Source organism: Proteus sp. MB838, from assembly GCF_054767435.1.
Window position 1 is genome coordinate 53,516 of the sequence record NZ_BAABMO010000015.1, and the last position, 23,460, is coordinate 76,975.

General features: G+C 39.9%; 25 protein-coding genes and 1 tRNA gene. 17 read left to right on the top strand and 9 right to left on the bottom strand.

Annotation, left to right across the window (positions count from 1 at the left end; all coding sequences use genetic code 11):
- Positions 1-56: 56 nt before the first annotated feature.
- Positions 57-2,504, top strand: coding sequence for an acyl-CoA dehydrogenase FadE (fadE, locus tag ACYUCW_RS08670; protein ID WP_004244809.1), 2,448 nt, complete (start codon positions 57-59; stop codon positions 2,502-2,504).
- A gap of 133 nt (positions 2,505-2,637) precedes the next feature.
- Here the strand turns inward: fadE and lysA are convergent, their stop codons facing one another.
- Positions 2,638-3,882, bottom strand: coding sequence for a diaminopimelate decarboxylase (lysA, locus tag ACYUCW_RS08675; RefSeq protein ID WP_004247386.1), 1,245 nt, complete (start codon positions 3,880-3,882; stop codon positions 2,638-2,640).
- A 109-nt stretch (positions 3,883-3,991) separates the two neighbouring features.
- Between lysA and ACYUCW_RS08680 the strand changes: the two genes are divergently transcribed.
- Positions 3,992-4,918: a LysR family transcriptional regulator gene (locus tag ACYUCW_RS08680; RefSeq protein ID WP_004244812.1), complete on the top strand. Its 927-nt coding sequence runs from the start codon at positions 3,992-3,994 to the stop codon at positions 4,916-4,918.
- Here the strand turns inward: ACYUCW_RS08680 and ACYUCW_RS08685 are convergent.
- Entirely contained in the window at positions 4,895-5,815 is a 921-nt protein-coding gene (locus tag ACYUCW_RS08685) for a LysR family transcriptional regulator (protein WP_460408397.1), read from the bottom strand. The genes ACYUCW_RS08680 and ACYUCW_RS08685 overlap by 24 nt on opposite strands.
- 104 nt (positions 5,816-5,919) lie before the next feature.
- Here ACYUCW_RS08685 and ACYUCW_RS08690 point away from each other — a divergent pair, with 104 nt between their 5' ends.
- Both ACYUCW_RS08690 and ACYUCW_RS08695 read left to right on the top strand, forming a co-directional pair.
- Positions 5,920-6,792, top strand: coding sequence for an MBL fold metallo-hydrolase (locus ACYUCW_RS08690; RefSeq protein ID WP_004247385.1), 873 nt, complete (start codon positions 5,920-5,922; stop codon positions 6,790-6,792).
- Positions 6,780-7,445 carry a DsbA family protein gene (locus ACYUCW_RS08695; protein WP_004247384.1) on the top strand — a complete coding sequence of 222 codons (666 nt, stop codon included), beginning with the start codon at positions 6,780-6,782 and terminating at the stop codon, positions 7,443-7,445. The genes ACYUCW_RS08690 and ACYUCW_RS08695 overlap by 13 nt, the downstream gene beginning before the upstream one ends.
- A gap of 101 nt (positions 7,446-7,546) precedes the next feature.
- On the opposite strand, the gene ACYUCW_RS08700 is transcribed toward ACYUCW_RS08695, so the two are convergent.
- The gene (locus ACYUCW_RS08700) at positions 7,547-8,179 is read right to left on the bottom strand and encodes a prepilin peptidase (protein WP_163748402.1); all 633 of its coding nucleotides are present in this window, start codon (positions 8,177-8,179) and stop codon (positions 7,547-7,549) included.
- A 247-nt stretch (positions 8,180-8,426) separates the two neighbouring features.
- Here ACYUCW_RS08700 and rsmE point away from each other — a divergent pair, with 247 nt between their 5' ends.
- From rsmE to ruvX, 4 genes are all read left to right on the top strand, one after another.
- Complete coding sequence (gene rsmE / locus ACYUCW_RS08705) at positions 8,427-9,158, top strand: 16S rRNA (uracil(1498)-N(3))-methyltransferase (protein WP_004244819.1); 732 nt, start codon at positions 8,427-8,429, stop codon at positions 9,156-9,158.
- Between the two features lie 10 nt (positions 9,159-9,168).
- Positions 9,169-10,125, top strand: coding sequence for a glutathione synthase (gene gshB, locus ACYUCW_RS08710; protein ID WP_004244820.1), 957 nt, complete (start codon positions 9,169-9,171; stop codon positions 10,123-10,125).
- Positions 10,126-10,237: 112 nt separating this feature from the next.
- Positions 10,238-10,801: a YqgE/AlgH family protein gene (locus tag ACYUCW_RS08715; RefSeq protein ID WP_017827573.1), complete on the top strand. Its 564-nt coding sequence runs from the start codon at positions 10,238-10,240 to the stop codon at positions 10,799-10,801.
- Positions 10,801-11,220: a Holliday junction resolvase RuvX gene (ruvX, locus tag ACYUCW_RS08720; protein WP_004247382.1), complete on the top strand. Its 420-nt coding sequence runs from the start codon at positions 10,801-10,803 to the stop codon at positions 11,218-11,220. Before ACYUCW_RS08715 ends, ruvX begins: the two co-directional genes overlap by 1 nt.
- On the opposite strand, the gene ACYUCW_RS08725 is transcribed toward ruvX, so the two are convergent.
- On the bottom strand, positions 11,217-12,236 hold the full coding sequence (locus ACYUCW_RS08725; protein ID WP_004247381.1) for a type IV pilus twitching motility protein PilT: 1,020 nt from the start codon (positions 12,234-12,236) through the stop codon (positions 11,217-11,219). The genes ruvX and ACYUCW_RS08725 overlap by 4 nt on opposite strands.
- Positions 12,237-12,257: 21 nt before the next feature.
- Between ACYUCW_RS08725 and ACYUCW_RS08730 the strand changes: the two genes are divergently transcribed.
- The 5 genes from ACYUCW_RS08730 to hemW are packed head-to-tail and all read left to right on the top strand — an operon-like array spanning position 12,258 to position 16,103.
- Positions 12,258-12,956, top strand: a complete 699-nt coding sequence (locus ACYUCW_RS08730) for a YggS family pyridoxal phosphate-dependent enzyme (RefSeq protein WP_060555291.1) — start codon at positions 12,258-12,260, stop codon at positions 12,954-12,956.
- Positions 12,957-12,975: 19 nt separating this feature from the next.
- Positions 12,976-13,794, top strand: a complete 819-nt coding sequence (gene proC, locus ACYUCW_RS08735; RefSeq protein ID WP_004252280.1) for a pyrroline-5-carboxylate reductase — start codon at positions 12,976-12,978, stop codon at positions 13,792-13,794.
- 18 nt (positions 13,795-13,812) lie between these two features.
- Positions 13,813-14,376 (top strand): YggT family protein, encoded by a 564-nt coding sequence (locus tag ACYUCW_RS08740; RefSeq protein ID WP_004247379.1) that lies wholly within the window; start codon positions 13,813-13,815, stop codon positions 14,374-14,376.
- Between the two features lie 10 nt (positions 14,377-14,386).
- On the top strand, positions 14,387-14,980 hold the full coding sequence (gene rdgB, locus ACYUCW_RS08745; RefSeq protein WP_060555290.1) for an RdgB/HAM1 family non-canonical purine NTP pyrophosphatase: 594 nt from the start codon (positions 14,387-14,389) through the stop codon (positions 14,978-14,980).
- Entirely contained in the window at positions 14,973-16,103 is a 1,131-nt protein-coding gene (gene hemW, locus ACYUCW_RS08750) for a radical SAM family heme chaperone HemW (protein WP_004244830.1), read from the top strand. Before rdgB ends, hemW begins: the two co-directional genes overlap by 8 nt.
- A 102-nt stretch (positions 16,104-16,205) precedes the next feature.
- Here the strand turns inward: hemW and ACYUCW_RS08755 are convergent, their stop codons facing one another.
- The 5 genes from ACYUCW_RS08755 to trmB form a co-directional block, all read right to left on the bottom strand.
- On the bottom strand, positions 16,206-17,156 hold the full coding sequence (locus ACYUCW_RS08755) for a siderophore ABC transporter substrate-binding protein (RefSeq protein ID WP_049203264.1): 951 nt from the start codon (positions 17,154-17,156) through the stop codon (positions 16,206-16,208).
- Positions 17,157-17,303: 147 nt separating this feature from the next.
- A complete protein-coding gene (locus ACYUCW_RS08760; protein WP_460408400.1) occupies positions 17,304-18,041 on the bottom strand; it encodes a YggN family protein in 738 nt (245 codons plus the stop codon).
- Between the two features lie 71 nt (positions 18,042-18,112).
- Positions 18,113-19,039, bottom strand: a complete 927-nt coding sequence (gene glsB / locus ACYUCW_RS08765) for a glutaminase B (protein ID WP_049203263.1) — start codon at positions 19,037-19,039, stop codon at positions 18,113-18,115.
- Between the two features lie 76 nt (positions 19,040-19,115).
- Complete coding sequence (locus ACYUCW_RS08770; protein WP_004244834.1) at positions 19,116-19,442, bottom strand: YggL family protein; 327 nt, start codon at positions 19,440-19,442, stop codon at positions 19,116-19,118.
- Complete coding sequence (trmB, locus tag ACYUCW_RS08775; protein ID WP_004244835.1) at positions 19,442-20,161, bottom strand: tRNA (guanosine(46)-N7)-methyltransferase TrmB; 720 nt, start codon at positions 20,159-20,161, stop codon at positions 19,442-19,444. Before trmB ends, ACYUCW_RS08770 begins: the two co-directional genes overlap by 1 nt.
- Positions 20,162-20,376: 215 nt before the next feature.
- Here trmB and mutY point away from each other — a divergent pair, with 215 nt between their 5' ends.
- The 4 genes from mutY to ACYUCW_RS08795 all read left to right on the top strand — a co-directional run bounded on the left by mutY (position 20,377) and on the right by ACYUCW_RS08795 (position 23,190).
- A complete protein-coding gene (gene mutY, locus ACYUCW_RS08780; RefSeq protein ID WP_036972228.1) occupies positions 20,377-21,417 on the top strand; it encodes an A/G-specific adenine glycosylase in 1,041 nt (346 codons plus the stop codon).
- Between the two features lie 30 nt (positions 21,418-21,447).
- The gene (locus tag ACYUCW_RS08785) at positions 21,448-21,720 is read left to right on the top strand and encodes an oxidative damage protection protein (RefSeq protein ID WP_004244837.1); all 273 of its coding nucleotides are present in this window, start codon (positions 21,448-21,450) and stop codon (positions 21,718-21,720) included.
- Between the two features lie 62 nt (positions 21,721-21,782).
- Complete coding sequence (gene mltC, locus ACYUCW_RS08790) at positions 21,783-22,853, top strand: membrane-bound lytic murein transglycosylase MltC (protein WP_036972226.1); 1,071 nt, start codon at positions 21,783-21,785, stop codon at positions 22,851-22,853.
- 261 nt (positions 22,854-23,114) lie between these two features.
- Positions 23,115-23,190: transfer RNA gene (locus ACYUCW_RS08795), tRNA-Phe, on the top strand.
- Positions 23,191-23,460: the final 270 nt, after the last annotated feature.

The window sequence follows — 23,460 nt, forward strand, 5'->3', positions numbered from 1 at the left end:
TAAATAACACACAACAGGTCTGACCTCTGATGTCTTGCAAATACAGGAGTTTTATTATGACCCTACTCAGTATTGTGCTTTTCTTAGTTCTCATCGGTATACTTAGTTACCGAAAATACAGCCTTGTAGTAAGCAGTATCTTACTTATTGCTTATACTTTCGTGATGGGTTTAGCCAATATCTGGAGCTACTGGCTATTACTGCCCGTTGCATTGATATTATTACCATTCACTCTTCCTTCTATTCGCAAAGCATATATCTCAGCCCCTGCACTAAAGGCTTTCCAAAAAGTGATGCCATCTATGTCTAAGACAGAGCAAGAGGCCATTGATGCGGGAACAACATGGTGGGAAGGTGAATTATTCCGTGGAGCACCAGATTGGAAACAACTTCACAATTATCCTAAACCACAGCTTACCGCTGAAGAACAAGCTTTTCTGGATGGTCCAGTTGAAGAAGTTTGTCGCATGACCAATGATTTCCAAATCACACATGAGCTAGCTGATTTACCTCCTGAGATTTGGCAATATTTAAAAGACCATCGCTTCTTTGCGATGATTATCAAAAAAGAGTATGGCGGATTAGAGTTTTCTGCCTATGCACAATCTCGTGTACTGCAAAAGCTCGCGGGTGTTTCTGGTATTCTCGCCATCACTGTAGGTGTACCTAATTCATTAGGTCCAGGTGAGTTATTGCAACATTATGGTACTGATGAGCAGAAAAAACGTTACTTACCCGGTTTAGCCAAAGGTGATGAAATTCCATGCTTTGCATTAACCAGCCCTGAAGCAGGCTCTGATGCTGGCGCTATCCCTGATAGTGGTGTGGTTTGTATGGGGGAATGGCAAGGTGAGCAAGTCCTTGGTATTCGTCTCACATGGAATAAACGCTATATTACTTTAGCACCTATAGCCACAGTATTAGGACTCGCTTTTAAACTTCGCGATCCAGACCATCTACTGAGTGATAATGAAAATCCCGGTATTACTTGTGCTTTAATTCCAACCGACGTAAAAGGGGTAGAAATTGGTCATCGCCATTTCCCACTCAATGTTCCTTTTATGAATGGTCCCACTCGTGGTAAAGATGTTTTCGTTCCTATCGATTTTATTATCGGTGGTCCAAAAATGGCAGGCCAAGGTTGGAGAATGCTGGTGGAATGTCTTTCAGTCGGTCGTGGTATCACACTGCCATCTAACTCCACTGGAGGCTTAAAAAGTGCAGCAATGGCAACAGGTGCTTACTCTCGAATTCGTCGTCAATTTAAGCTTCCTATCGGGAAGATGGAAGGAATTGAAGAGCCATTAGCGCGCCTTGCTGGTAATGCTTATCTCTTGGACGCAGCTTCAACCTTAATTACCACAGGTATTATGTTAGGAGAAAAGCCTGCCGTACTTTCTGCAATCGTAAAATATCATTGTACCCATAGAGCGCAACGCGGGATTATTGATGCAATGGATATTGTTGGTGGGAAAGGGATTTGTCTTGGCCCTTCCAACTTTGTGGCTCGCTCTTATCAAGGCTCCCCCATCGCCATTACGGTGGAAGGCGCTAATATTCTCACTCGTAGCATGATCATTTATGGACAAGGGGCTATTCGTTGCCACCCTTATGTTTTAGATGAAATTGCAGCGGCTAGAGATAACAACTTACACGACTTTGATCATGCCTTATTTGGTCACTTAGGCCATGTTGCCAGTAATACATTACGTAGCCTTTGGTTAGGTATCACTAATGGTCGCTTAAGTACCGCGCCAACAAAAGATGAAACTCGTCGTTATTACCAACAAATTAACCGGCTCAGTGCCAACATGGCGTTACTTTCTGATGTTGCCATGGGGGTTTTAGGTGGTAGTTTAAAACGTCGTGAACGTATTTCTGCAAGGCTTGGCGATATTTTAAGTCATATTTTCCTCGCCTCTGCGGTGCTAAAACGTTATGAGGATGAAGGTCGTAATACCGCTGATTTACCACTGGTACACTGGAGTATTAAAGAGTGTTTATACCAAGCAGAAAATGCCATTGATGAGCTATTACGCAATTTCCCAAATCGTTTTATTGCAGGAGCCCTGCGCGCCATTATTTTCCCTCTGGGTAAAGTGCAGAAACTGCCTTCAGATAAGTTAGATAGTAAAGTGGCTCAAATTATCCAACAACCTTCTGAAACCCGTGATCGTATTGGTAAAGGGCAATTCCTCACACCCAGTGAGCACAATCCTCATGGTTTAATGGAAGAAGCTCTGCTCGATATTTTAGCTGCAGAGCCACTGTTTGAACGTATCTGTCGACTCTATGAAAAGAAATTTAGCTTCACTCAATTAGATAAATTAGCGGATAAGGCTTTAGCTGATAAACGAGTGACTCCCGAAGAAGCAGATATCTTACGCAAAGCGGAGCAAAGCCGTTTACGTAGTATTAATGTGGATGAATTTGACTTTGATGCCTTGGCGGTGCCGGCAAAAAAGTCGTCAACTGACACAATAAAAACAGATAAAGCAGCCTAATTATGCCGTTATGATCGTCAATAAATAGTCTGCCATTTAACGACTGAAACACGGATACAACACCTCATTATTTTAATTTAATAATGAGGTGTTTTTTATTGGGAGGTGATCACACTGGGAGGAATAGTAAAAGTTACAGGTTAATTTCTAGCGCTAATAGCTCTTCAATGGTTTGACGACGTCTAATTAATTGAGGTATGCCCTGTGAAATTAACACTTCAGGAATAAGGGGACGACTATTATAGTTAGATGACATTGATGCACCATAAGCCCCCGTATCATGAATAACTAAGTAATCACCAACTTCTGCCGGAGGTAATAAACGAGGAGCAACCATTCCTCCTTCTTGCTGGGTAAACACATCACCAGATTCACAAAGAGGCCCCGCAACTATGGTTTCTTGTTGAAACTCGCTAGATTTTAATTGGCCGTATTTATCTAATAATGTGATTTGATGGTAACTACCATACATAGCTGGGCGCATTAAATCACTAAACCCTGCATCCACCAGCACATAATGACGATTTCCCATCGACTTAACCGCCCTTACTTGTGACACTAACACGCCAGACTCAGCCACTAAAAAGCGTCCTGGTTCAATTTCCAGTTCAATATCATGCCCAAGGTGTTGCGCTATACGTTGACGCGCACTATCCCATAAAGAGAAATAGTGGTTTAAATCGACTCTTTTATCTCCTTGCTGATAAGGTGTTGACAATCCCCCACCGGCCGAGATGGCTTTTATATCAACATTAGAGGTGAGTACTTGCTCAACCATTGCATCACAGACACTCGCTAAATGCTGATAATCAACCCCTGAGCCAATATGCATATGGAAACCAACCAAACTCAAATTGTATTGATTAATCACCGCTAATGCTTCTGGCACATCTTCATACCAAATACCATGTTTGCTATTTTCCCCACCTGTATTGGTCTTTTGGCTATGTCCATGACCAAACCCAGGATTTATTCTTATCCACACCGCGTGCCCTTGATGACGTTCTCCAAGTTGGCGAAGCATATCAATAGAACCTGCATTAACCGGAATATCTAATTCAACGACACGCTCAATCGTCTTTTCATCGAGTAAATCGGCGGTAAAGACAATTTCACTACGCTCTCGACCACCTTGGAAACCTGCAACCAACGCCCGCTCAATTTCACCTAGTGAGACAGAATCAACTTTAACGCCCTGCTGTTTCATTAACCGTAAAATATGAATGTTAGAGCAGGCTTTTTGTGCAAAACGAACCACATCAAAGGCTTTTAATTGCTCAATATGTTCAGAAATAGTCTCACCTTGATAGATCCATAATGGCGTGCCATAAGTTTGTGCTAATTGAGATAGGATCGCATTGTTGGATATTGTCATCATTTTTTACTCAGCAATGTAGGGTGAATAAAAATATTATTAAGCAATTAAAGCGGGAATAAAAATATCAAATTAGCTATAGTCTATTCATCTGTGATATAGGATAAAATTTATGAAAACTCCATTTAGTTGGCGACATATTGAAATTTTTCATGCAGTGATGACCACACAAAACCTAACCGAAGCGGCAGATTTACTGAAAACGTCTCAACCCACAGTCAGTCGCGAACTATCACGTCTTGAACAGCTATTGTCATTTAAGCTATTTGATAGAATTAAAGGTCGCCTACAACCTACCACGGAAGGATTAAGATTTTTTGAAGAGGTACAGCGCTCTTATTATGGACTTGATCGCATTATTACCGCAGCCAATAGTATTCGCCATTTTCATCAAGCGGAATTAAATATCACCTGTTTACCGGCATTTGCTCAATCACTATTACCCTCAATTTGCCAACAATTTCTCAGCCAATATCCCGAGGTTAATTTAACGATAGTGCCACAGGAGTCTCCTTTATTAGAGGAGTGGTTATCTGCACAACATTATGACTTAGGGCTAACAGAGCACACACAAACACCTGCCGGAACCCAACAAGAAACACTGCTAACGTTAAATGAAGTCGCTATTTTGCCAAAGTCTCATGTATTAAGTAAAAAAGCATTACTACAGCCACAAGACTTTCATCAAACTCGTTTTATCAGCTTATCTGCTAATGATAGTTATCGACAACTTATTGATGCTATGTTTATTAAACAGGGGATCACTCGACAATTGATCATGGAAACACAAAGTGCGGCCTCAATTTGTGCCATGGTGAGTAAAGGCATTGGTGTTTCTATCGTTAACCCTATTACTGCCCTTGATTATCAATATAGTGATCTCTGTATACGGCCACTGAGTTTTACCATTCCATTTACGGTGAGTTTGATCACACCATCTCATCGCCCCTCATCACAACTTGTGCGCTATTTTATTGATGTGATGAAAACCACTTTAGCCAATTATCCAAAACAATTAACTCACGCGTTCACCCGATAATGACAACCAATGAGGCGAAGAGGCAAACCAGTCAACCAGAAAATCCAGTAAAACACGCACGGCTGCGGGCATATTTTGTCGGCTCGCTAACACGGCATAAATTCCCATAGGCTGTGGCTGATAATCCGCTAACAAAATTTCTAACTCACCCCGTTCAAGATAGGGTTTTGCCGAGCAGTAAGGTTGTAAGGAGACTCCGGCACCTTGCAAAGTGGCTTGCAATAACACAACCGACTCATTGGCACTTAAATTACCACCTGCAGGAACAGAATAACGCTCATCACCTAAACTAAACTCCCACAAGCTACTGCCAAAAAAGCGATATGTGAGACATTGATGATAAGTCAAATCATCCGGCGTGTTAGGGATACCATGTTTAGCTAAATAATCTTTATGAGCACAAACCACAGAAAGACATTTTGCTAAAGGGCGGGCTATCAGATTAGGCTCTAAATGGTTGGTAATACGCAATGCAATATCAATACGCTCTTCAATAAGATTGACTGTCTGATTAGATATCTGCAAATCGACTGCAATAAGAGGATAAAGTTGTATAAATTCAGTTATAGCCACAGATAATGCACAATTAGCGAGTGATTGTGCCGTTGTAATACGCACCAGCCCACTGATTTGGTGACTCTCTTTGGGAATATTCGCGGGAATACGCTCGGCCATCTCTAGCAGTTGTAAACTTTGTTGATAAACTAATTCTCCCACGGAAGTCAGACTCTGCTTACGGGTTGTTCTATGCAACAAACGCACCCCAGCCCACTCCTCCATTTCATTAAGATAGCGCGTCACCATTGCTCTAGACATACCTAGATAATCAGCAGCTTTAATCATGCTACCTTGCTTAACGATGGTCACAAAAACCTCTGATGCTTTAATTTTGTCCATATTATTTGCTCGATTTATGCAACAATGTATTCACCAAAACAGGGTTTTTCTCCCATTTCATGCAACCTATTATAGAACGCATCAATATGATGGAGAAAATAAAGATGAAAAAATTACTTCCTTTAACACTTGCAACTACTGCGTTTTTCGCCACTTCTGTTATGGCAACAGAGTTAACATTAGATATCTACAACCCCGGTGATGCCAGTGTATTCCCTGTTTCATCTGAAATCATTTATGGTGATAAAGATGCTGTCTTAATCGATGCTCAATTCCAAAAAAATGATGCTCAAGCCTTAGTCGATAAAATTAAAGCATCAGGGAAAAATTTAACTTATATCTATATCAGCCATTCTGATCCCGATTTTTATTTTGGGTTAGATGTCATTACTGAAGCATTTCCAAATGCTAAAGTGATTGCCTCAGCTCCCACCGTCAAAATCATTAATGAAACCCAAGCAGGAAAACTTGCCTACTGGGGGCCTGTCCTCAAAGACAATGCCCCTAAAAAAGTTATCATTCCTGAAGTCGTTACTGGTGATAGTTTTTCTCTTGAAGGTGAAAAACTCTATATCAAAGGATTAGATAGCCAATCTCCAGAAAGAACCTATGTTTATGTGCCAAAACTGAATGCTATTATGGGTGGGGTAATACTGTCTGAAAATATTCATGTGTGGCTAGCAGATACTCAATCTAAAGCACAACGCCAATATTGGCTAGAAGCGTTACAACAGATTAAAACGTTATCACCTAAAACAGTTATTCCGGGACATTATGTTCCAAAAAGTAATTATGATATGCGTTCTGTTGATTTCACAATGAATTACCTTAAAGAGGCAGAAACTAAACTCGCTGAAACTCAAAACTCAGAACAATTTATTGCAGCGATGGAAAAAAGTTATCCTGACTTAGCAGATAAATCGAGTTTAGAGCTTAGCGCAAAAGTCCTTAAAGGAGAGATGAAATGGCCTCAGTAAGCCATGTGAACCAAGAAAATAGCACCAAAAAGCTGCACTATATTTACGATCCACTTTGTGGGTGGTGCTACGGCATTGCCCCACTTATTGAAGTAGTGAGTCACGAATACCCACATGTACTAACGCTACATGGTGGGGGATTATTTACCCCGACAAGAAAAGTGACAGGGGGCGATGCATGGAAAGAGCATGTAACCCCTATCGATGAACGTATTAGCCAGTTATCGGGGCAAGTTTTTAGTCAGCAATACCGCAATAACCTCGCCAATACAGAGATGACATTAAACTCACTGATGCCAATTGCAGCGATATTGGTAGCAAGAAAAATGGGCGATAGAGATGTTATGTTATTAAAAGCGTTACAAGATGCCTATTATCTTGATGGATTAAATATTAGTGATAAAGATGTGCTATTTTTTATCGTACAAAAACTCGGGTTTGATATCACCTTTTTTTCGACGCTATTTACGCAAGTAAATGAGTATGAAATAACTCAACATATACAGCAAACTCAACAATTAATGCATCAAGTAAATGGTCGTGGTTTCCCAACGCTATGTATTGAAGATAACCAAACCTACCAGTTGATCCCAGTAGAGAATTATTTTGGCGATACAAAAAGTTGGACTTCTTTTCTAAAACAAACGCTGTAATACCTTACTGAAAATAGAGTAAATAATGATAGAGACTTGAAGGTGTAGACAAATTCTACACCTCACTCTTATTTAATATTCAGCAAGAAATATTAGCCTATTCAATACATTATTATTGTCTTTACTCTTAAAACAACTATCGCTGAAAATGCAAGGCAAGAGCCAAAGGCAATCTGCTTTATCTTCACATTAGTAAAAGCCCAAATAAGCATATAAATAACAATCCCTAATAGTGCAGCGAAAAAGAGGATATAAGGTAATAGTTCTATTCCACACCAAGCGCCTATGGCACTAAAAAGCTTTACATCACCCAACCCCAAAATAGTCTCTTGATATATCCAATAACCGAGCCAATAAATACTATAAAAAAACAAGCTTGCGACTAAACAGCCATAAAAAGAGCAAGTTGAAGAAATCACGCCATAAGGCGTTAAATTAAGCGTAATTCCAAAGAAAAGTAACCAAAAAGTTAAGTTATCAGGTAGCTGAAGATAATCTGCATCGAAAAACGAGAGAGTTAAGAGGTAAAAACTAAACAATAGAAATAATATTAATAACGAATAATTAGAAATAGTAAAAGACCAATAAAAACAGACAATTAAATAGACTTGCCACAATTGCTGATAACGAATAGGTGAGAGGCGTGCTAAAACAGAGGTAGAGAAATAATCGCTACACCCTTTTAAAAAGGTAAAAAAGGCCATTGTAATCATGATGTTTTGCGGTAATAACATAAATATCTATCCTTGATATTTGCGAGTTCCTAATCTAGGACTCTAAAATAGAATGCTATTACTTCCAAGCAATGGTTGTTTTATCATATTGCAAACATGAAGTTTTACGACAAATCTCGCAAATAAAATCCAGCTATAATGATAGAAAAAGCCACCTGATAACTTGCATGAGCTAATGGCATGCGTATGATGCATATCACAATATCTTGTTTATCATGGTTAACATTTTACGTAAGGGTTTCACGTTATGCGTATTCCTCGCATTTATCATCCAGAGCCACTCAGTGCAGGTACACAAACTTCATTAGCAGAAGAAGCTGCAAATCACGTTGGACGAGTATTAAGAATGTCAAAAGGCCAAAAACTGGCACTTTTTGATGGCTCCAATCAAGTATTTGATGCTGATATTATCGAAAGCAGCAAAAAATCAGTGATTGTGCAGATTAATGAAGGACAAATGGATGATAGAGAATCCCCACTTGATCTTCATTTAGGCCAAGTACTTTCACGTGGTGAGAAAATGGAGTTTACTATCCAAAAGTCCGTTGAATTAGGTGTTAACACCATTACTCCGCTGATCTCTGAACGTTGTGGTGTTAAACTAGATCCTAGTCGTTTAGAAAAAAAGCATCAGCAATGGCAAAAAATTATTATCTCAGCCTGTGAACAATGTGGCAGAAATAAAATTCCACAGCTTATGCCGGTGATGTCATTAGAGGCGTGGTGTGCCCAAACGGATGATAGCTTAAAACTTAATTTACACCCTAGAGCAAGCCAAAGTATTAATACCTTGCCACTTCCAGTTAAAAAAGTACGACTATTAATTGGCCCTGAGGGGGGATTATCCCCTGAAGAAATTGCCATGACAGCAAAATACCATTTTACTGATATTTTATTAGGTCCTCGTGTATTAAGAACTGAAACAACAGCACTCACCGCAATCACCGCTTTGCAGGTTCGGTTCGGCGATCTGGGATAAAGGAGAAATAATGATTAAATTAGGTATTGTGATGGATCCTATTTCATCCATCAAAATTAAAAAAGATACCAGCTTTGCCATGTTACTCGAAGCACAGCGCCGTGGTTGGGAAATCCATTATATGGAAATGAACGATCTTTATCTTAATCAAGGTGAAGCCCGTGCACACACACGTCTGTTAAGTGTGGAAGAAAACCCTGAAAAGTGGTTTGAATTTGGTCAAGAGCAAGATATTGCGTTAGGCTCCCTTGATACCATTTTAATGCGTAAAGATCCCCCATTCGATACCGAATTTATCTATGCTACCTATATTCTTGAACGTGCTGAAGATATGGGGACTTTAATTGTTAATAAACCACAAAGCTTACGTGACTGTAATGAAAAACTGTTTACAGCATGGTTCCCTTCATTAACGCCAAATACATTAGTCACTCGAGAAGCCAAACACCTTCGTGCTTTCCATGAAAAACATGGTGATGTGATTTTTAAACCACTTGACGGTATGGGTGGCGCCTCTATTTTCCGCCTGAAAAAAGATGATCCAAACGTCGGTGTTATTATCGAAACCTTAACAGAGCACGGTCACCGTTTCTGTATGGCACAGAATTTCTTACCAGAAATTGTTGATGGTGATAAACGTATTCTGGTGGTTGATGGAGAGCCGGTTCCTTATTGCTTAGCTCGTATCCCTGCCAAAGGGGAAACCCGTGGTAACTTAGCTGCAGGTGGCCGTGGAGAAGCGCGCCCATTAACAGAAAGCGATTGGGCAATTGCACGCCAAGTAGCACCTATCTTAAAACAAAAAGGCCTTATTTTTGTTGGATTAGATGTTATTGGTGATCGTTTAACGGAAATTAATGTTACAAGCCCAACTTGTGCACGTGAGATTGAAGCAGCTTATCCTGAGGTTTCTATTACAGGTATGTTAATGGATGCTATTGAAGCTCGCCTTAACAAGAAAAACTAATTTTTAAACGATGTGTTTTAAGGTTTAAAAGTCTTTACCTAGCCCTTATATTAAACATTATCAATAGGGCTAGGTTTTTTAATAAAAACAATCAGAGAACAGTATTACTATTATGAATTTACTCAACCATTTTCTTATTGCTATGCCATCATTAAGCGATCCGCTCTTTCAACGCTCGGTCGTCTATGTTTGCGAACATAATGAAAACGGTGCAATGGGTTTAGTTATTAATAAGCCGATTGAAGATATCTCTATTGAAAGTGTCTTAGAGCAGTTGGAGATATTCTCAGTAGATAGAGATAGTGCGATTAGCTTACAAAAACCAGTTATGTCTGGTGGCCCTGTAGCGGAAGAGCATGGTTTTATCTTACACACCCCTGTTTCTGGTTTTAGCTCAAGTATTAAAATCAGCGATAGCACCATGATCACCACATCAAAAGATGTGCTAGAAACATTAGGCACAGCAAGACAGCCTGAAAAAACCTTAGTCTCATTAGGATATTCCAGTTGGGAAAAAGGCCAGCTCGAAAGAGAAATTTTAGAAAATAGTTGGCTTACCGTTGAAGCAACCCCACAAATCATTTTTGATACCCCAATTGCAGAGCGTTGGCATAAAGCCGCCGAACTAATTGGTATCGATATCCACACAATTTCACCAACGGCTGGTCATGCATAATGTCAAATAGAACGGTAATGGGGTTTGATTTTGGCACCAAAAGTATTGGAGCCGCAATAGGTCAAGAAGTCACAGGGACAGCAAGGCCATTAGCCTCCTTTAAAGCTAAAGATGGTATTCCAGATTGGAGTCAAATCGAAAAAATCATTAAAGAATGGCAGCCGGATTTAGTGGTGGTGGGATTGCCTCTTAATATGGACGGCACAGAACAGCTAGTGACTACCCAAGCCAAAAAATTTGCTAATCGCTTACATGGACGCTTTGGCGTACAAATCGCCTTACATGATGAGCGCCTTAGCACAGTAGAAGCCCGTGCTCACCTTTTTGAACAAGGGGGGTATCGCTCTTTAGATAAAGGCAGTGTTGATGCAACTTCTGCCGTTATTATTTTAGAAAGCTGGTTTGAACGGCAGTATTAATTTTCTTCATTGATGTGCTCATTGAGCAAACCTTCATATTGACGTTGTTGGCGACTTAAAGTGAAGGTTTGCATACCATATTCAAACCCAGTTTGCATTAATGTCGTCACTTGATGATATTTCCCTTCTCTGATCAGATGTGCAATCCCCTGCGTCATATACATCACTTCAAACAGGGCAACACGCCCGCCTTGTGTTGCTGGAACCAATTGCTGAGAAATAATTGCTTTTAAGCTCCCAGCTAATTGTGCCGAGATCCATTTTCGTTCATTGGATGAAAATACATTAGTGACACGCTCTAACGTTTGAACAACGCCTTGCGTATGTAATGTTGCTAGTACTAAATGCCCCGTTTCAGCCGCAATTAATGCCATTTTAATACTTTCTAGATCTCTTAATTCCCCTAGCATAATTACATCGGGATCTTGACGTAATGCGGCTTTTATTGCACTCGCTATATTTTGTACATCGCGCCCTATTTCACGTTGTTGGATAATGCTTTGCTTATTGGTGTAAATAAACTCTATTGGCGCTTCCAAAGTAAGAATATGCTGACGCTTATGCTGATTGAGATAATCAATCATCGCCGCTAATGTGGATGATTTACCACTCCCTGTTGCTCCCGTCACTAAAATGAGTCCATTAGAAACATTATCTAATAATGCAGTGATTGATTTTGGTACGCGTAGTGATGTTAATGTCGGGAGTTGTGAATTTATCACTCTTAGTACTGCGGATATCCCTAATTGTTGGCGAAATAAATTCACTCGTAAGCGCTGCCCCTCAGCAAGAGTTATCGCCGTATCAACTTGCCCCTCCTTACCAAAAAATTGCAATTGCGCTGTGGTCAGATAAGGTGTTATCCATTTGAATAGCGTATCAGAAGTAATAGGTTTACATTGATTTTGTTGATAAAGTACGCCATTGATCCGTAATCGTGGCACATCGCCACAACAAAGGTGCAGATCGGAAGCATTATGCTTTACACTATATATAATTAATTTTTCCATATTCATCTTATTATCTCCTGAGTTGCCATGAATACTATTAAACAGAATCTCGTCAATGTCAGGTCTCACATTGACACCGCAGCGCAAAAATGCGGGCGTTCTCCAGACGAAATAACTCTACTTGCAGTTAGTAAAACTAAGCCTGTGAGCGATATCGAAAAAGCAATTGCATGTGGACAAACTGAATTTGGTGAAAACTATGTGCAGGAAGGTGTAGATAAAATCAGCTATTTTGCTGAAAACAAAAATTTAGTTTGGCACTTTATTGGCCCATTGCAGTCCAATAAAACACGTCTTGTTGCTGAACATTTTGCCTGGTGCCATACCATAGATAGATTAAAAATAGCGCAAAGATTAAGTGCTCAACGTCCAACTACGTTACCGCCACTCAATGTTTTGATCCAAATAAATATTAGTGATGAAAACAGTAAATCAGGGATCTCTCTTACCGAGCTTGATGGCCTTGCAGCACAAATATCCATTCTGCCAGGGATCAAACTGCGCGGACTAATGGCTATTCCTGCCCCAGAAAATGACTATAACAAGCAAGTCGAGGTACTAGAGAAAATGCATCAGGCATTTAAACAGTTACAAAATCAGTACCCCGATATTGATACATTGTCGATGGGAATGACTGGTGATATGGAAGCAGCAATTGCCTGTGGCTCAACACTGGTACGTATTGGAACGGCCATTTTTGGCGCTCGTGATTACGCCAATAAATAAAAAAGAGGTTAAATTTAGTATGGAACATCGCAATATCGCTTTTATTGGTGCCGGAAATATGGCACACGCTATTATTGCAGGACTGGTTAATGGTGGTTATCCCGCAAAAAACATTACGGTAAGTTCACCTTCTGAGGTTCGACGTGAGCCTTTAGAAAAAGAGTTTGCCATACAGAGTACTTGCGACAACATCAGTGCAGTTGAAAATGCCGATGTCATCGTATTAGCCGTCAAACCGCAAATGATGGCTGAAGTTTGTAAGCCATTACAACATATCGATTTCAGTCAAAAATTAGTGCTAACCATTGCCGCGGGTATTCCAGCTTCTCGTTATAATGATTATTTAGCCACTTCGCTACGACTGATCCGCATCATGCCAAATACCCCAGCACTGGTTGGCAAAGGGTTAAGCGGTATGTTTGCTCAAAACACTATTACCCCTGAAGATAAACAATTTGCTGATGCGTTAATGAAAAGTGTCGGTACGACGGTTTGGGTAGAGCAAGAATCAGCTATCAATGATATTATCGCCGTTGCGGGTAGTGCGCCTGCTTATTTCTTCTTGTTTATGGAATCTATGCAACAAGAAGCCGAGCGCTTAGGTTTTTCAGCCGACGTAGCAAGAGCTATTGTACAACAAGCAGCCAGTGGCTCTACTGCATTAGCTGAAAAACAAAATAGCTTACCTTTTTCAACATTACGTGAACAAGTAACGTCAAAAGGTGGCACAACAGCTGCAGCATTGGCACAATTCTATGCAGGTAAATTACCTGAGAATGTTGCTTTAGCGATGCAAGCGGCGATTAAACGAGCGCAAGAAATGGAAAAACAGTTTTAATTTCATCAGGGCCAACTAATGAACTTTTTAAATTTCGTCATTCTGACTCTTATTCAACTCTATATTTCCGTGCTACTACTTCGTGTATGGATGCAATGTGTAAGAGCTGATTTTTATAATCCGTTTTCACAATTTGTGGTTAAAATTACCCAACCTGTTGTGCGTCCATTAAGAAGAATTATCCCCTCTATTGGCTCTATTGATACAGCTTCGGTCATCTTGGCATATGTTTTAGTGTTATTAGAAATTATCCTCCCTTCTTACTTATCCGGAGCAGGTGGTGCTATTCCGTTTTCTTTAGTCCTACCCTTCGCATTTATTGAATTACTCACCGCAGCAGGTAAGATTATTTTTTGGATGATTATCATCCGTGCAATTCTCAGTTGGGTCAGTCAAGGACGTAATCCTATCGATCATCTGCTCTTCCAATTAACTGAGCCTTTAATGGCCCCTATTCGCCGTGTTATTCCGGCAATGGGAGGATTAGATTTCTCAGCCATGATTGTTATCCTGATCCTTTATGCCCTTAATTATTTACGTGTAGATGTTTTACAGTGGCTAATCAACATGACACTTTACTAAGGAAGATAATATGCAAAAAGTGGTTCTTGCTACTGGAAACCCCGGTAAAGTAACAGAGTTAGCCTCATTACTCGCTGATTTTGGTTTAGATATTGTCGCACAAACTGAGCTAGGTGTTGGCTCAATTGAAGAAACAGGTCTTACTTTTGTAGAAAACGCACTAATTAAGGCGCGTCATGCTGCCAAAGTAACAGGTTTACCGGCTATAGCTGATGATTCGGGGATCTCGGTTGATGCATTAGGTGGTGCTCCGGGCATTTACTCTGCTCGTTATGCTGGTATTGAGGCAACCGATCAGCAAAATGTAGATAAATTACTCGAAGCAATGAAAGATGTTCCCACAGAGAAACGTCAAGCTCAGTTTAACTGTGTGTTAGTTTATCTACGCCATGAAAACGATCCCACTCCGCTAATTTTCCATGGTATTTGGCAAGGTGTGTTAACTCAAGAAATGCAGGGTGATGGTGGATTTGGTTATGATCCTATTTTCTTTATCCCTGAGCTAAATTGCACTGCGGCACAGTTAACCAGAGAGCAAAAAAATCAATACTCTCACCGTGGTAAAGCACTAAAACTAATGTTGGATGCACTTAAGAATGCTTAAGTTACCACCATTAAGTTTGTATATTCATATTCCTTGGTGTGTACAAAAATGCCCTTATTGTGATTTTAATTCTCACACCTTAAAAGGCGAAGTTCCACATCAGGAATATGTGCAACATCTGCTCAATGATTTAGATGCTGATCTTACTCATGTTGGCTCTCGTGAAGTGCAAACTATCTTTATTGGTGGTGGCACGCCAAGCCTATTAAGTGCTGAATCAATGGCTGATTTACTGTATGGCGTAAAAGAGCGCATAGCCGTTGCTCCTGATGCTGAAATTACTATGGAAGCCAATCCTGGTACGGTTGAAGCTGAACGATTTGCCGGTTTTCAACGTGCGGGAATTAACCGTATATCCATTGGTGTACAAAGTTTTGGTAATGATAAACTGATCCGCTTAGGACGCATTCATGATGCCGATGAAGCTAAAAATGCCGCGAGACTAGCAAAAGAGTTAGGCTTACGTAGCTTTAATCTTGATTTAATGCATGGCTTACCTGACCAATCATTATCTCAAGCACTCTCAGATCTACAGCAAGCAATCGCTTTATCTCCCCCACATCTTTCTTGGTATCAATTAACTATTGAACCCAATACACAATTTGGCTCCCGTCCGCCTAAATTACCTGATGATGATATGTTGTGGGATATTTTTTCTGAAGGTGACAAATTACTTACCGCAGCAGGATATCAACAATATGAAACATCGGCTTATTGTAAGCCAGGTTTTCAATGTCAACATAACCTAAACTATTGGCGTTTTGGGGATTATTTAGGTATTGGCTGTGGTGCTCATGGAAAAATAAGTTTTGCCGATGGCCGAATTATGAGAACGGTAAAAACCAAACATCCTAAAGGTTTTATGGCAGGACGTTATCTTCACCAGCAAAATTGGGTTGATAATGATGACCGTCCATTTGAATTTTTTATGAACCGTTTTCGGTTATTAGAAGCTTTTCCTCGGCAAGATTTTAGCGACTACACGGGGCTTGCACAAGAGACTATCCGTAGACAAATTGATGAGGCACTCGCATTAGGTTATATCAGTGAAACAGAAACCCATTGGCAGATAACGCCCCACGGTAAACTGTTTCTTAATTCATTACTTGAACTCTTTCTTTAATACGAAAATTCACTTATTTCGTCAATAAACAAATGCCCATACTGTTCATTTACACTATGGGCATAATTTATTTATCGGCGCTTATAACCACTATCACTGATTTTAAAGTGCACTTTGCACCGCTTCAATTTGCTGAGTAAGACTTTCTAATCCACCACCAGAGAGATACCAAAGATCAGATTGCAGATAAACAATACCACCATTTTTATAAGCAGAAGTTGTTTTCACTTCATCATTTTCAAAGGTGTTTTTCTCTAATTTACCGGCACCAATGGCTTCACTGCGATCGATAATAAAAATAACATCCGGATTTACTTTGGCGATCATTTCAGAAGTAACCACGCGACGTTTGCCTTTCTCTTCTTCAGCAACAGGTGGTAATTCTGCTTTCTTCGCTTTAACCACATCGTAAATCACGCTTTGGTTATTGGGCATTAAATTGCCTGCATTGTGCAGTAAGACCAACACTTTTTTATCTGATCCTGCCGCTTTTTTCTGAGCCTGTTCAATCACGGTATTCAATGTTGCTAATTGTGCTTGAGTAGCTTGTTGCTTATCAAATAATTCACCTATTAATTGAATATTCGCTTCCACTGAATCAAGATAATTCGCACTATTTGTACCTAAATTAATCGTGGGGGCAATGTTTGTGAGTTTCTCATAAGAAGCGCCTTGACGACCGGTAATAATAATTAAATCAGGTTTAAGCTCAGCGAGTTTCTCAAAATCAGGGGCTTTCATTCCCCCAACATTAGCCACATCATTCGCAATACGCCCTTTAATATATTCAGGTGCATTTCCTAATGGTAAACCAACCACTTTATCCGCTAAACCTAATGCAACTAAAGAGTCATATAGACCAAAATCAAATAGTACAGCCTTAGACGGATTTTTAGATACTGCGGTTTCACCTAATAGGTGCTTGATAACAACTTTATCATTTTGCTGTTCAACAATTTGATTAGGCTGGTATGTAACTGAGGTATTACTTAATGCAGAAAAACTGCTAACTGACAGAAGAGAGGCAGTAACTAACGCAAGGATCTTTTTCATGAATTTAGCCCTGTTTAAGTGGAATACTTAAGCAGGGCATTCTAAACAGCTTACTTTACATGTCAATTGAATAAGAATGATTTTCATTGTTATTTTCAACTATTGTGAATCAACAATCTATAACTCTTATTTACTGTAAGGATAAAGCTATTTGTTTAGTGAATTTATCAATTCGACACGTTGGTTTTCCATTTGGGTGATTTTATTACACGCCTGCTGCCCAAATTGATTAAATGAAGCTTCTTGTTGCTTCCATTCTTTTTCGATGATTTGCTGAAAACCATCAAGATTACCTAATAATCCACTTAAGGCTTTTTTCCTATCACCACTCGCAGCAGCTAGTAATTGTTTTTGACCTAATTCATTAATGCTATCTTGCAACATCCCCCCAAGGCTACTCTCAATTATTTCTCGCCCTTTGGTTTCGACCTGTTTAATCGCTTGAGCATGGAATGTGACATTATCAGGCTTGAGCGAAATAACAGTATCCATTTGTTGATTAAGATTTTTTTCTAAGTCACTTAAGCGCTTTAAAACACGGCTATCTTGCCCAAAGGCTTCAATAACAACTTTATCCAGTACTTTTCTTGACTCTTGTAATTTAATTCCCGTCTCTTTTCTTAACCAAGGAATATCTTGCCTAACTGTCGCTTGATATTTTTTCGCAATAGCTTGTTGCTCAGGGGTTAGTGTGACGCTCTTTTCATCGCGCAGTAACGTGCCATCGGGATAAATAACAAGTAAACCATTAGAGCCGGTCACTTCAACAAATTCAGGTGTAATACGTAAATCATCTTTTGGCGTGACAGCACAGTCAAAACTGGGTGCAGCAGTGGCTGAACTTGCGACAAAAACCAATGCAACGACCAACTTTTTAAATCCCATAATCGCTCTCCTAGAAGCGTATTGAACTACTTTTTTACCTAACATTGCGCATTATTGGCGTCTACAGCCACTTAAAATATTGAGCGCCCTACTTTGTTTGCTAATAATTCAAGGGCAGCACACCCCGCCAATGAGTTACCGGATTTATCCAACTCTGGTGACCATACTGCTACAGTAAAGGCATCAGGAACCACAGCAATAATACCGCCTCCCACCCCAGACTTACCGGGAATACCGATACGGAAAGCAAACTCTCCCGCACCATCATACATACCACAAGTTAACATTAACGCATTTATTTGTCGGGCTTGTCTTGGCGTAATAATCTGATTTTTACTTCCAACACATATTCCTTGATTCGCTAAGTAGCTAAAACAACGAACAAGCTCTACACAACTCATTTCAATCGAGCAATAGTGAAAATAGGTTTCTAATACGGTGATAACATCATTATCAAAATTATCAAACGATTTCATCAGATAGGCAATGGCAGCATTGCGACTTAAATGTTCCATCTCTGATTTTGCCACAACGGTGTTATAGCAAATATCAGCTGTATTCGTCAGTGCACGAATAACTTCTAACATTCTCTGTTTTGGCGCGCTTAATCGCGATTGCAACATATCCGTAATCACTATCGCTCCAGCATTGATAAAAGGATTACGTGGTAGCCCTTTTTCCATTTCTAACTGGATTAACGAATTAAAAGGTAATCCTGAAGGCTCTTTGCCTACTCGTTGCCAAATCTCGCCTTCATCATAACGTGTTAACGCAAGGGTTAAGCTAAGTACTTTTGATATAGACTGAATAGAGAAACGTTTATCGGCCATACCCGCTTGATAAAGCTCACCATCAACTGTATACACGGCCATAGCCAGTTGATTAGCAGGTACTTGAGCGAGAGCAGGAATATAATCTGCTACTTTTCCTTGCCCAATTAAAGGACGAATTTGTTGCAATATATCTGACAATAATGCGTTAGATAACGTTGTAGTCACAGCTGATTCCCTAGACAGACAAGGGCATCCTGTTGGATGCCCTTGTGATTATTTGCTAAAAATGTATAACTTTTTATTAGTCCCACCAAACGTCAAATAGTTCAGAGGTCTGTACATCTTGCATATTTTTTTCTTTTAAGTAGTTTTCTACTAATTGACGATGCTCTTCGGTACATTTGCCAATTTTTTGTAGACAGATCAGGCCTTCCCAACTCAGATAACCACTCGCATCAAATGCCAGCCCATTTGGCTCTATCACATTAAGGATAAAGTCATCAACAAAGCTGTCGACCTCCTCAATAGGGGTATTTTCTGGGAACGTCCATTTAACTGAAAAACCTAATTCCTGAAATTCATCGATACGCATTTTTTTGCGTAAACGGCGACTACGTTGTTTAGCCATTATTTTACCCTCTTAAACATAAGATCCCATACTCCATGCCCTAAACGATGACCGCGTTGTTCAAACTTAGTCACGGGGCGTGTTTCTGGTCGTGGTACATAATCCTGAGTTTCTGATAAGTTCTGATATCCATCAACACTTGTCATAACTTCAAGCATATGTTCTGCATAGGGTTCCCAATCTGTTGCCATATGGAAAACACCGTTTGGCGCTAATTTAGTTAAAATTAACTCTGCAAATGGTACTTGCACAATACGACGTTTATTATGACGCGCTTTGTGCCATGGATCAGGAAAAAACAACTGAACCATCTGTAAACTATTATCTGGGATCATGTGATTGAGTACTTCTATCGCATCATGACACATAACTCGCAGATTTGAGATATTCTCTTCTTGTGCACTGGCAAGGCAAGCACCTACACCAGGGGCATGTACCTCAATACCAAAGTAATTATTTTCTGGCGAATTTTTTGCCATAGTCACCAACGAAGCGCCCATTCCAAAACCAATTTCTAAAACAACAGGGGCGTTACGTCCAAAAACCTGACTGAAGTCGATAGGTTCCGGTTGATATTCAATGCCAAAGATAGGCCATTGCTTTTCTAATGCTTGTTCCTGACGAGGAGTTAAACGGCCTTGTCGGCGAACAAAACTACGAACGCGTCGTAAAGCACGCCCTTCTTCATTGAATTCCGGAGAAATTACATTCTTGATCATGTCTAATACTGTCAGTCGTTAGGCCAATTATTAACTTAATAACGTTATAATGTCGTTATAGTATACATTTAAGCGACATTATCCAAAGATAGCCAATTTTAGCAAGAGTCACCTATATAAGCATCACTCTATAAGATAAATATTAAGGGTGTTTACAGTTTATGCTCTCTGTGGTGCAATCTTACCCTTATACAGATCTGAGTTAAAAATAAAATATGATGGAAGCACAGCAGTTCTCGCAAGTCGTACTCGACTGGTATCACAAATACGGGCGCAAAACATTACCTTGGCAACAAGAAAAAACGCCTTATCACGTTTGGTTATCTGAGGTGATGTTACAACAAACTCAAGTTGCCACGGTGATCCCTTATTTTGAGCGTTTTATTGCGCGTTTTCCGAATGTTAGCGCATTAGCGAAAGCGCCACTTGATGAGGTGCTACATTTATGGACGGGTTTAGGTTATTACGCCCGCGCCAGAAACTTACATAAGGCGGCACAACACATTGTAGATAAGCATCAAGGACAGTTTCCTGATACCTTTGAGGACGTTTGTGCTTTACCGGGTGTGGGACGCTCTACAGCAGGGGCTATTTTATCGCTATCACTAAAAAAGCCTTACCCTATTCTTGATGGCAATGTAAAACGTGTTTTAGCGCGTTGTTATGCTGTAGAAGGTTGGCCGGGTAAAAAAGAAGTTGAAAATAAATTATGGGAAATCAGTGAACAAGTCACCCCAACCAAAGGGGTTGAATATTTTAATCAAGCAATGATGGATTTAGGGGCAATGGTTTGTACGCGAACAAAACCAAAATGCGAACTTTGCCCTTTAAATACAGGTTGTATTGCTTATGCTCACCATAGTTGGGCGGATTATCCGGGGAAAAAACCTAAAAAGGCTATTCCGGAAAAAACAACTTATTTTCTTATTTTACAATATGATAATCTGGTCTGGTTAGATAAAAGACCACCAGCAGGAATATGGGGAGGACTGTTCTCCTTTCCTCAGTTTGAAACAAAAATGCTTTTAGAACAGTGGCTAGCTGAACATGGTCTTGAAAATAATAAAACTGAGCAATTAATTTCATTTAGACATACTTTTAGCCATTTTCATTTAGATATAGTACCAATTTGCGTAAAACTCTCCACGTTTACCTCTCTGATGGAGGCGCAACAAGGACTTTGGTATAACTTACAAACCCCGGCAAGCGTAGGGCTTGCGGCACCTGTAGAAAATTTACTTAGACAATTAGTCTAAGCTAATACCGGCGATATTTGAGGATTTATTATGAGTAGAACTATTTTTTGTACTTTCCTAAATAAAGAAGCGGATGGACTTGATTTTCAGTTATATCCAGGAGAGCTTGGAAAACGCATTTTCAATGAGATTTCTAAAGAAGCTTGGGGTCAATGGATGGCAAAGCAAACCATGCTTATCAATGAGAAAAAACTCAACACAATGAATCCTGACGATCGCAAATTATTAGAACAAGAGATGGTAAGATTTTTATTTGAAGGCCACGATGTTCATATTGACGGCTACACACCACCTGAAAAATAATATCCATTTTCCAGAGCCATTACGGCTCTGGAGTTTTATTCACCAGAGCGATGCAATAGACCATGAAAAAAATCCTTCTCTTGCTGATTATCGCCCCTCTACTCATCTCATGTAGTAGTAAACCCACTAAAACTTTTGAGCCTGATTACAGCAAAGACACCAATGCCTTCGATATATTAATGGGACAATTTGCCAATAATATCGAGATGATTTGGGGAATGCAGGAAGTATTAATCGCAGGCCCTAAAGACTACGTAAAATATACGGACGCTTATAGAACTCGTAGCCATATTAATTTTGAAGCGGGTACCATCACTATAGAAACCCTAGGGGGTGACGCGCCTCAATTCCAATTACATAAAGCGATTGTCACGACATTGCTTATGGGAGAAGATCCCGGCTCTATCGACCTCTACTCTGATGTAAATAATATTCCCCACAGTACAGAGCCTTTTTTATTAGGACAAGTACTTGATAATACAGGGCAGCCTATACGCTGGGAGTGGCGAGCAAATAAATTTGCAGATTATTTAATTGCCAATAAATTACAAAAACGTCAATCAGGGCTGAACACTATTTGGTATGTCACTATTAACTTAGTACCTAACCACTTAGATAAACGTGCACATAAATACTTACCTTATGTACAACAAGCCGCGGCCAAGTATGGTGTTGAACCCTCCCTGATCCTTGCCATTATGCAAATTGAATCCAGCTTCAACCCCTATGCGGTAAGTAGCTCAGATGCACTAGGCTTAATGCAAATTATGCCAGCAACAGCCGGACGAGATGTATTTCGTATGCAAGGTAAATCAGGACAGCCAAGTCGCAGTTACTTATTTGATCCGGCGAATAATATCGATGTTGGTACAGCGTATATCTCGATATTACAAAATAGCTACTTAGGTGACATTAAAGATCCCGTTTCTCGTCGCTATGCGGTGATACAGGCTTATAATGGTGGTGCGGGTAGTGTGTTACGCATCTTCCACAGTGATAAGAAAAAAGCAGCCACGATGATTAACAACTTAGCACCGACGGAAGTTTATACGACATTGCGCAATAAACATCCGGCCGACCAATCACGGCGTTATCTTGAAAAGGTAAGCACCGCGCAACGTAACTATCGTTAACCATTATTATGTTTAAAAATAAAGCTTACCCAATCAATTTGGGTAAGCTTTTTTTGTTATCAGTGCCCTACTTTTGTTCACTTCGCTACATTTTTTCTTTATTGCTCTGCGACAACAAAAATCACTTCAGTACTCTTTTTACTCATTTTGTGAAAAAAAGAGTCTTTTATTAATCAATAAGATTAAAAAAACAGCGATTGAACAGTTTTGTGATAAATAACGTTGACGAAGACGGTGAGATCGGGTTTAATACGCCCCGTTGCCCGGATAGCTCAGTCGGTAGAGCAGGGGATTGAAAATCCCCGTGTCCTTGGTTCGATTCCGAGTCCGGGCACCATATTTCTTTTGTTCGTCAGTGAGTTAAATCACTGAGAGGGCAAACAAGAGTTGAAAAATAATATAATTTGGCACAGTCACTTTATGTTAAAACTCTTAAACTAAACAGTCTTGCTCATATCAAGGCTGTTTTTTTATTTGTCACTTTTACTTTCTTTCCTAATCACTGTCAAATCTAGATACGCCTCCTGTTATTCTTATCACATCAATTCCGCTTCAAGTATATCTCGCAAGTTATCAACACTTTCATCAAAGTATTCTAATGTCGATG

Bases quoted from the DNA above. Each gene is read 5' to 3' on its own strand.
- fadE (WP_004244809.1), top strand. From the start codon at position 57: ATGACCCTACTCAGTATTGTGCTTTTCTTAGTTCTCATCGGTATACTT.
- lysA (WP_004247386.1), bottom strand. From the start codon at position 3,882: ATGATGACAATATCCAACAATGCGATCCTATCTCAATTAGCACAAACT.
- ACYUCW_RS08680 (WP_004244812.1), top strand. From the start codon at position 3,992: ATGAAAACTCCATTTAGTTGGCGACATATTGAAATTTTTCATGCAGTG.
- ACYUCW_RS08685 (WP_460408397.1), bottom strand. From the start codon at position 5,815: ATGGACAAAATTAAAGCATCAGAGGTTTTTGTGACCATCGTTAAGCAA.
- ACYUCW_RS08690 (WP_004247385.1), top strand. From the start codon at position 5,920: ATGAAAAAATTACTTCCTTTAACACTTGCAACTACTGCGTTTTTCGCC.
- ACYUCW_RS08695 (WP_004247384.1), top strand. From the start codon at position 6,780: ATGGCCTCAGTAAGCCATGTGAACCAAGAAAATAGCACCAAAAAGCTG.
- ACYUCW_RS08700 (WP_163748402.1), bottom strand. From the start codon at position 8,179: ATGTTATTACCGCAAAACATCATGATTACAATGGCCTTTTTTACCTTT.
- rsmE (WP_004244819.1), top strand. From the start codon at position 8,427: ATGCGTATTCCTCGCATTTATCATCCAGAGCCACTCAGTGCAGGTACA.
- gshB (WP_004244820.1), top strand. From the start codon at position 9,169: ATGATTAAATTAGGTATTGTGATGGATCCTATTTCATCCATCAAAATT.
- ACYUCW_RS08715 (WP_017827573.1), top strand. From the start codon at position 10,238: ATGAATTTACTCAACCATTTTCTTATTGCTATGCCATCATTAAGCGAT.
- ruvX (WP_004247382.1), top strand. From the start codon at position 10,801: ATGTCAAATAGAACGGTAATGGGGTTTGATTTTGGCACCAAAAGTATT.
- ACYUCW_RS08725 (WP_004247381.1), bottom strand. From the start codon at position 12,236: ATGAATATGGAAAAATTAATTATATATAGTGTAAAGCATAATGCTTCC.
- ACYUCW_RS08730 (WP_060555291.1), top strand. From the start codon at position 12,258: ATGAATACTATTAAACAGAATCTCGTCAATGTCAGGTCTCACATTGAC.
- proC (WP_004252280.1), top strand. From the start codon at position 12,976: ATGGAACATCGCAATATCGCTTTTATTGGTGCCGGAAATATGGCACAC.
- ACYUCW_RS08740 (WP_004247379.1), top strand. From the start codon at position 13,813: ATGAACTTTTTAAATTTCGTCATTCTGACTCTTATTCAACTCTATATT.
- rdgB (WP_060555290.1), top strand. From the start codon at position 14,387: ATGCAAAAAGTGGTTCTTGCTACTGGAAACCCCGGTAAAGTAACAGAG.
- hemW (WP_004244830.1), top strand. From the start codon at position 14,973: ATGCTTAAGTTACCACCATTAAGTTTGTATATTCATATTCCTTGGTGT.
- ACYUCW_RS08755 (WP_049203264.1), bottom strand. From the start codon at position 17,156: ATGAAAAAGATCCTTGCGTTAGTTACTGCCTCTCTTCTGTCAGTTAGC.
- ACYUCW_RS08760 (WP_460408400.1), bottom strand. From the start codon at position 18,041: ATGGGATTTAAAAAGTTGGTCGTTGCATTGGTTTTTGTCGCAAGTTCA.
- ACYUCW_RS08770 (WP_004244834.1), bottom strand. From the start codon at position 19,442: ATGGCTAAACAACGTAGTCGCCGTTTACGCAAAAAAATGCGTATCGAT.
- trmB (WP_004244835.1), bottom strand. From the start codon at position 20,161: ATGATCAAGAATGTAATTTCTCCGGAATTCAATGAAGAAGGGCGTGCT.
- mutY (WP_036972228.1), top strand. From the start codon at position 20,377: ATGATGGAAGCACAGCAGTTCTCGCAAGTCGTACTCGACTGGTATCAC.
- ACYUCW_RS08785 (WP_004244837.1), top strand. From the start codon at position 21,448: ATGAGTAGAACTATTTTTTGTACTTTCCTAAATAAAGAAGCGGATGGA.
- mltC (WP_036972226.1), top strand. From the start codon at position 21,783: ATGAAAAAAATCCTTCTCTTGCTGATTATCGCCCCTCTACTCATCTCA.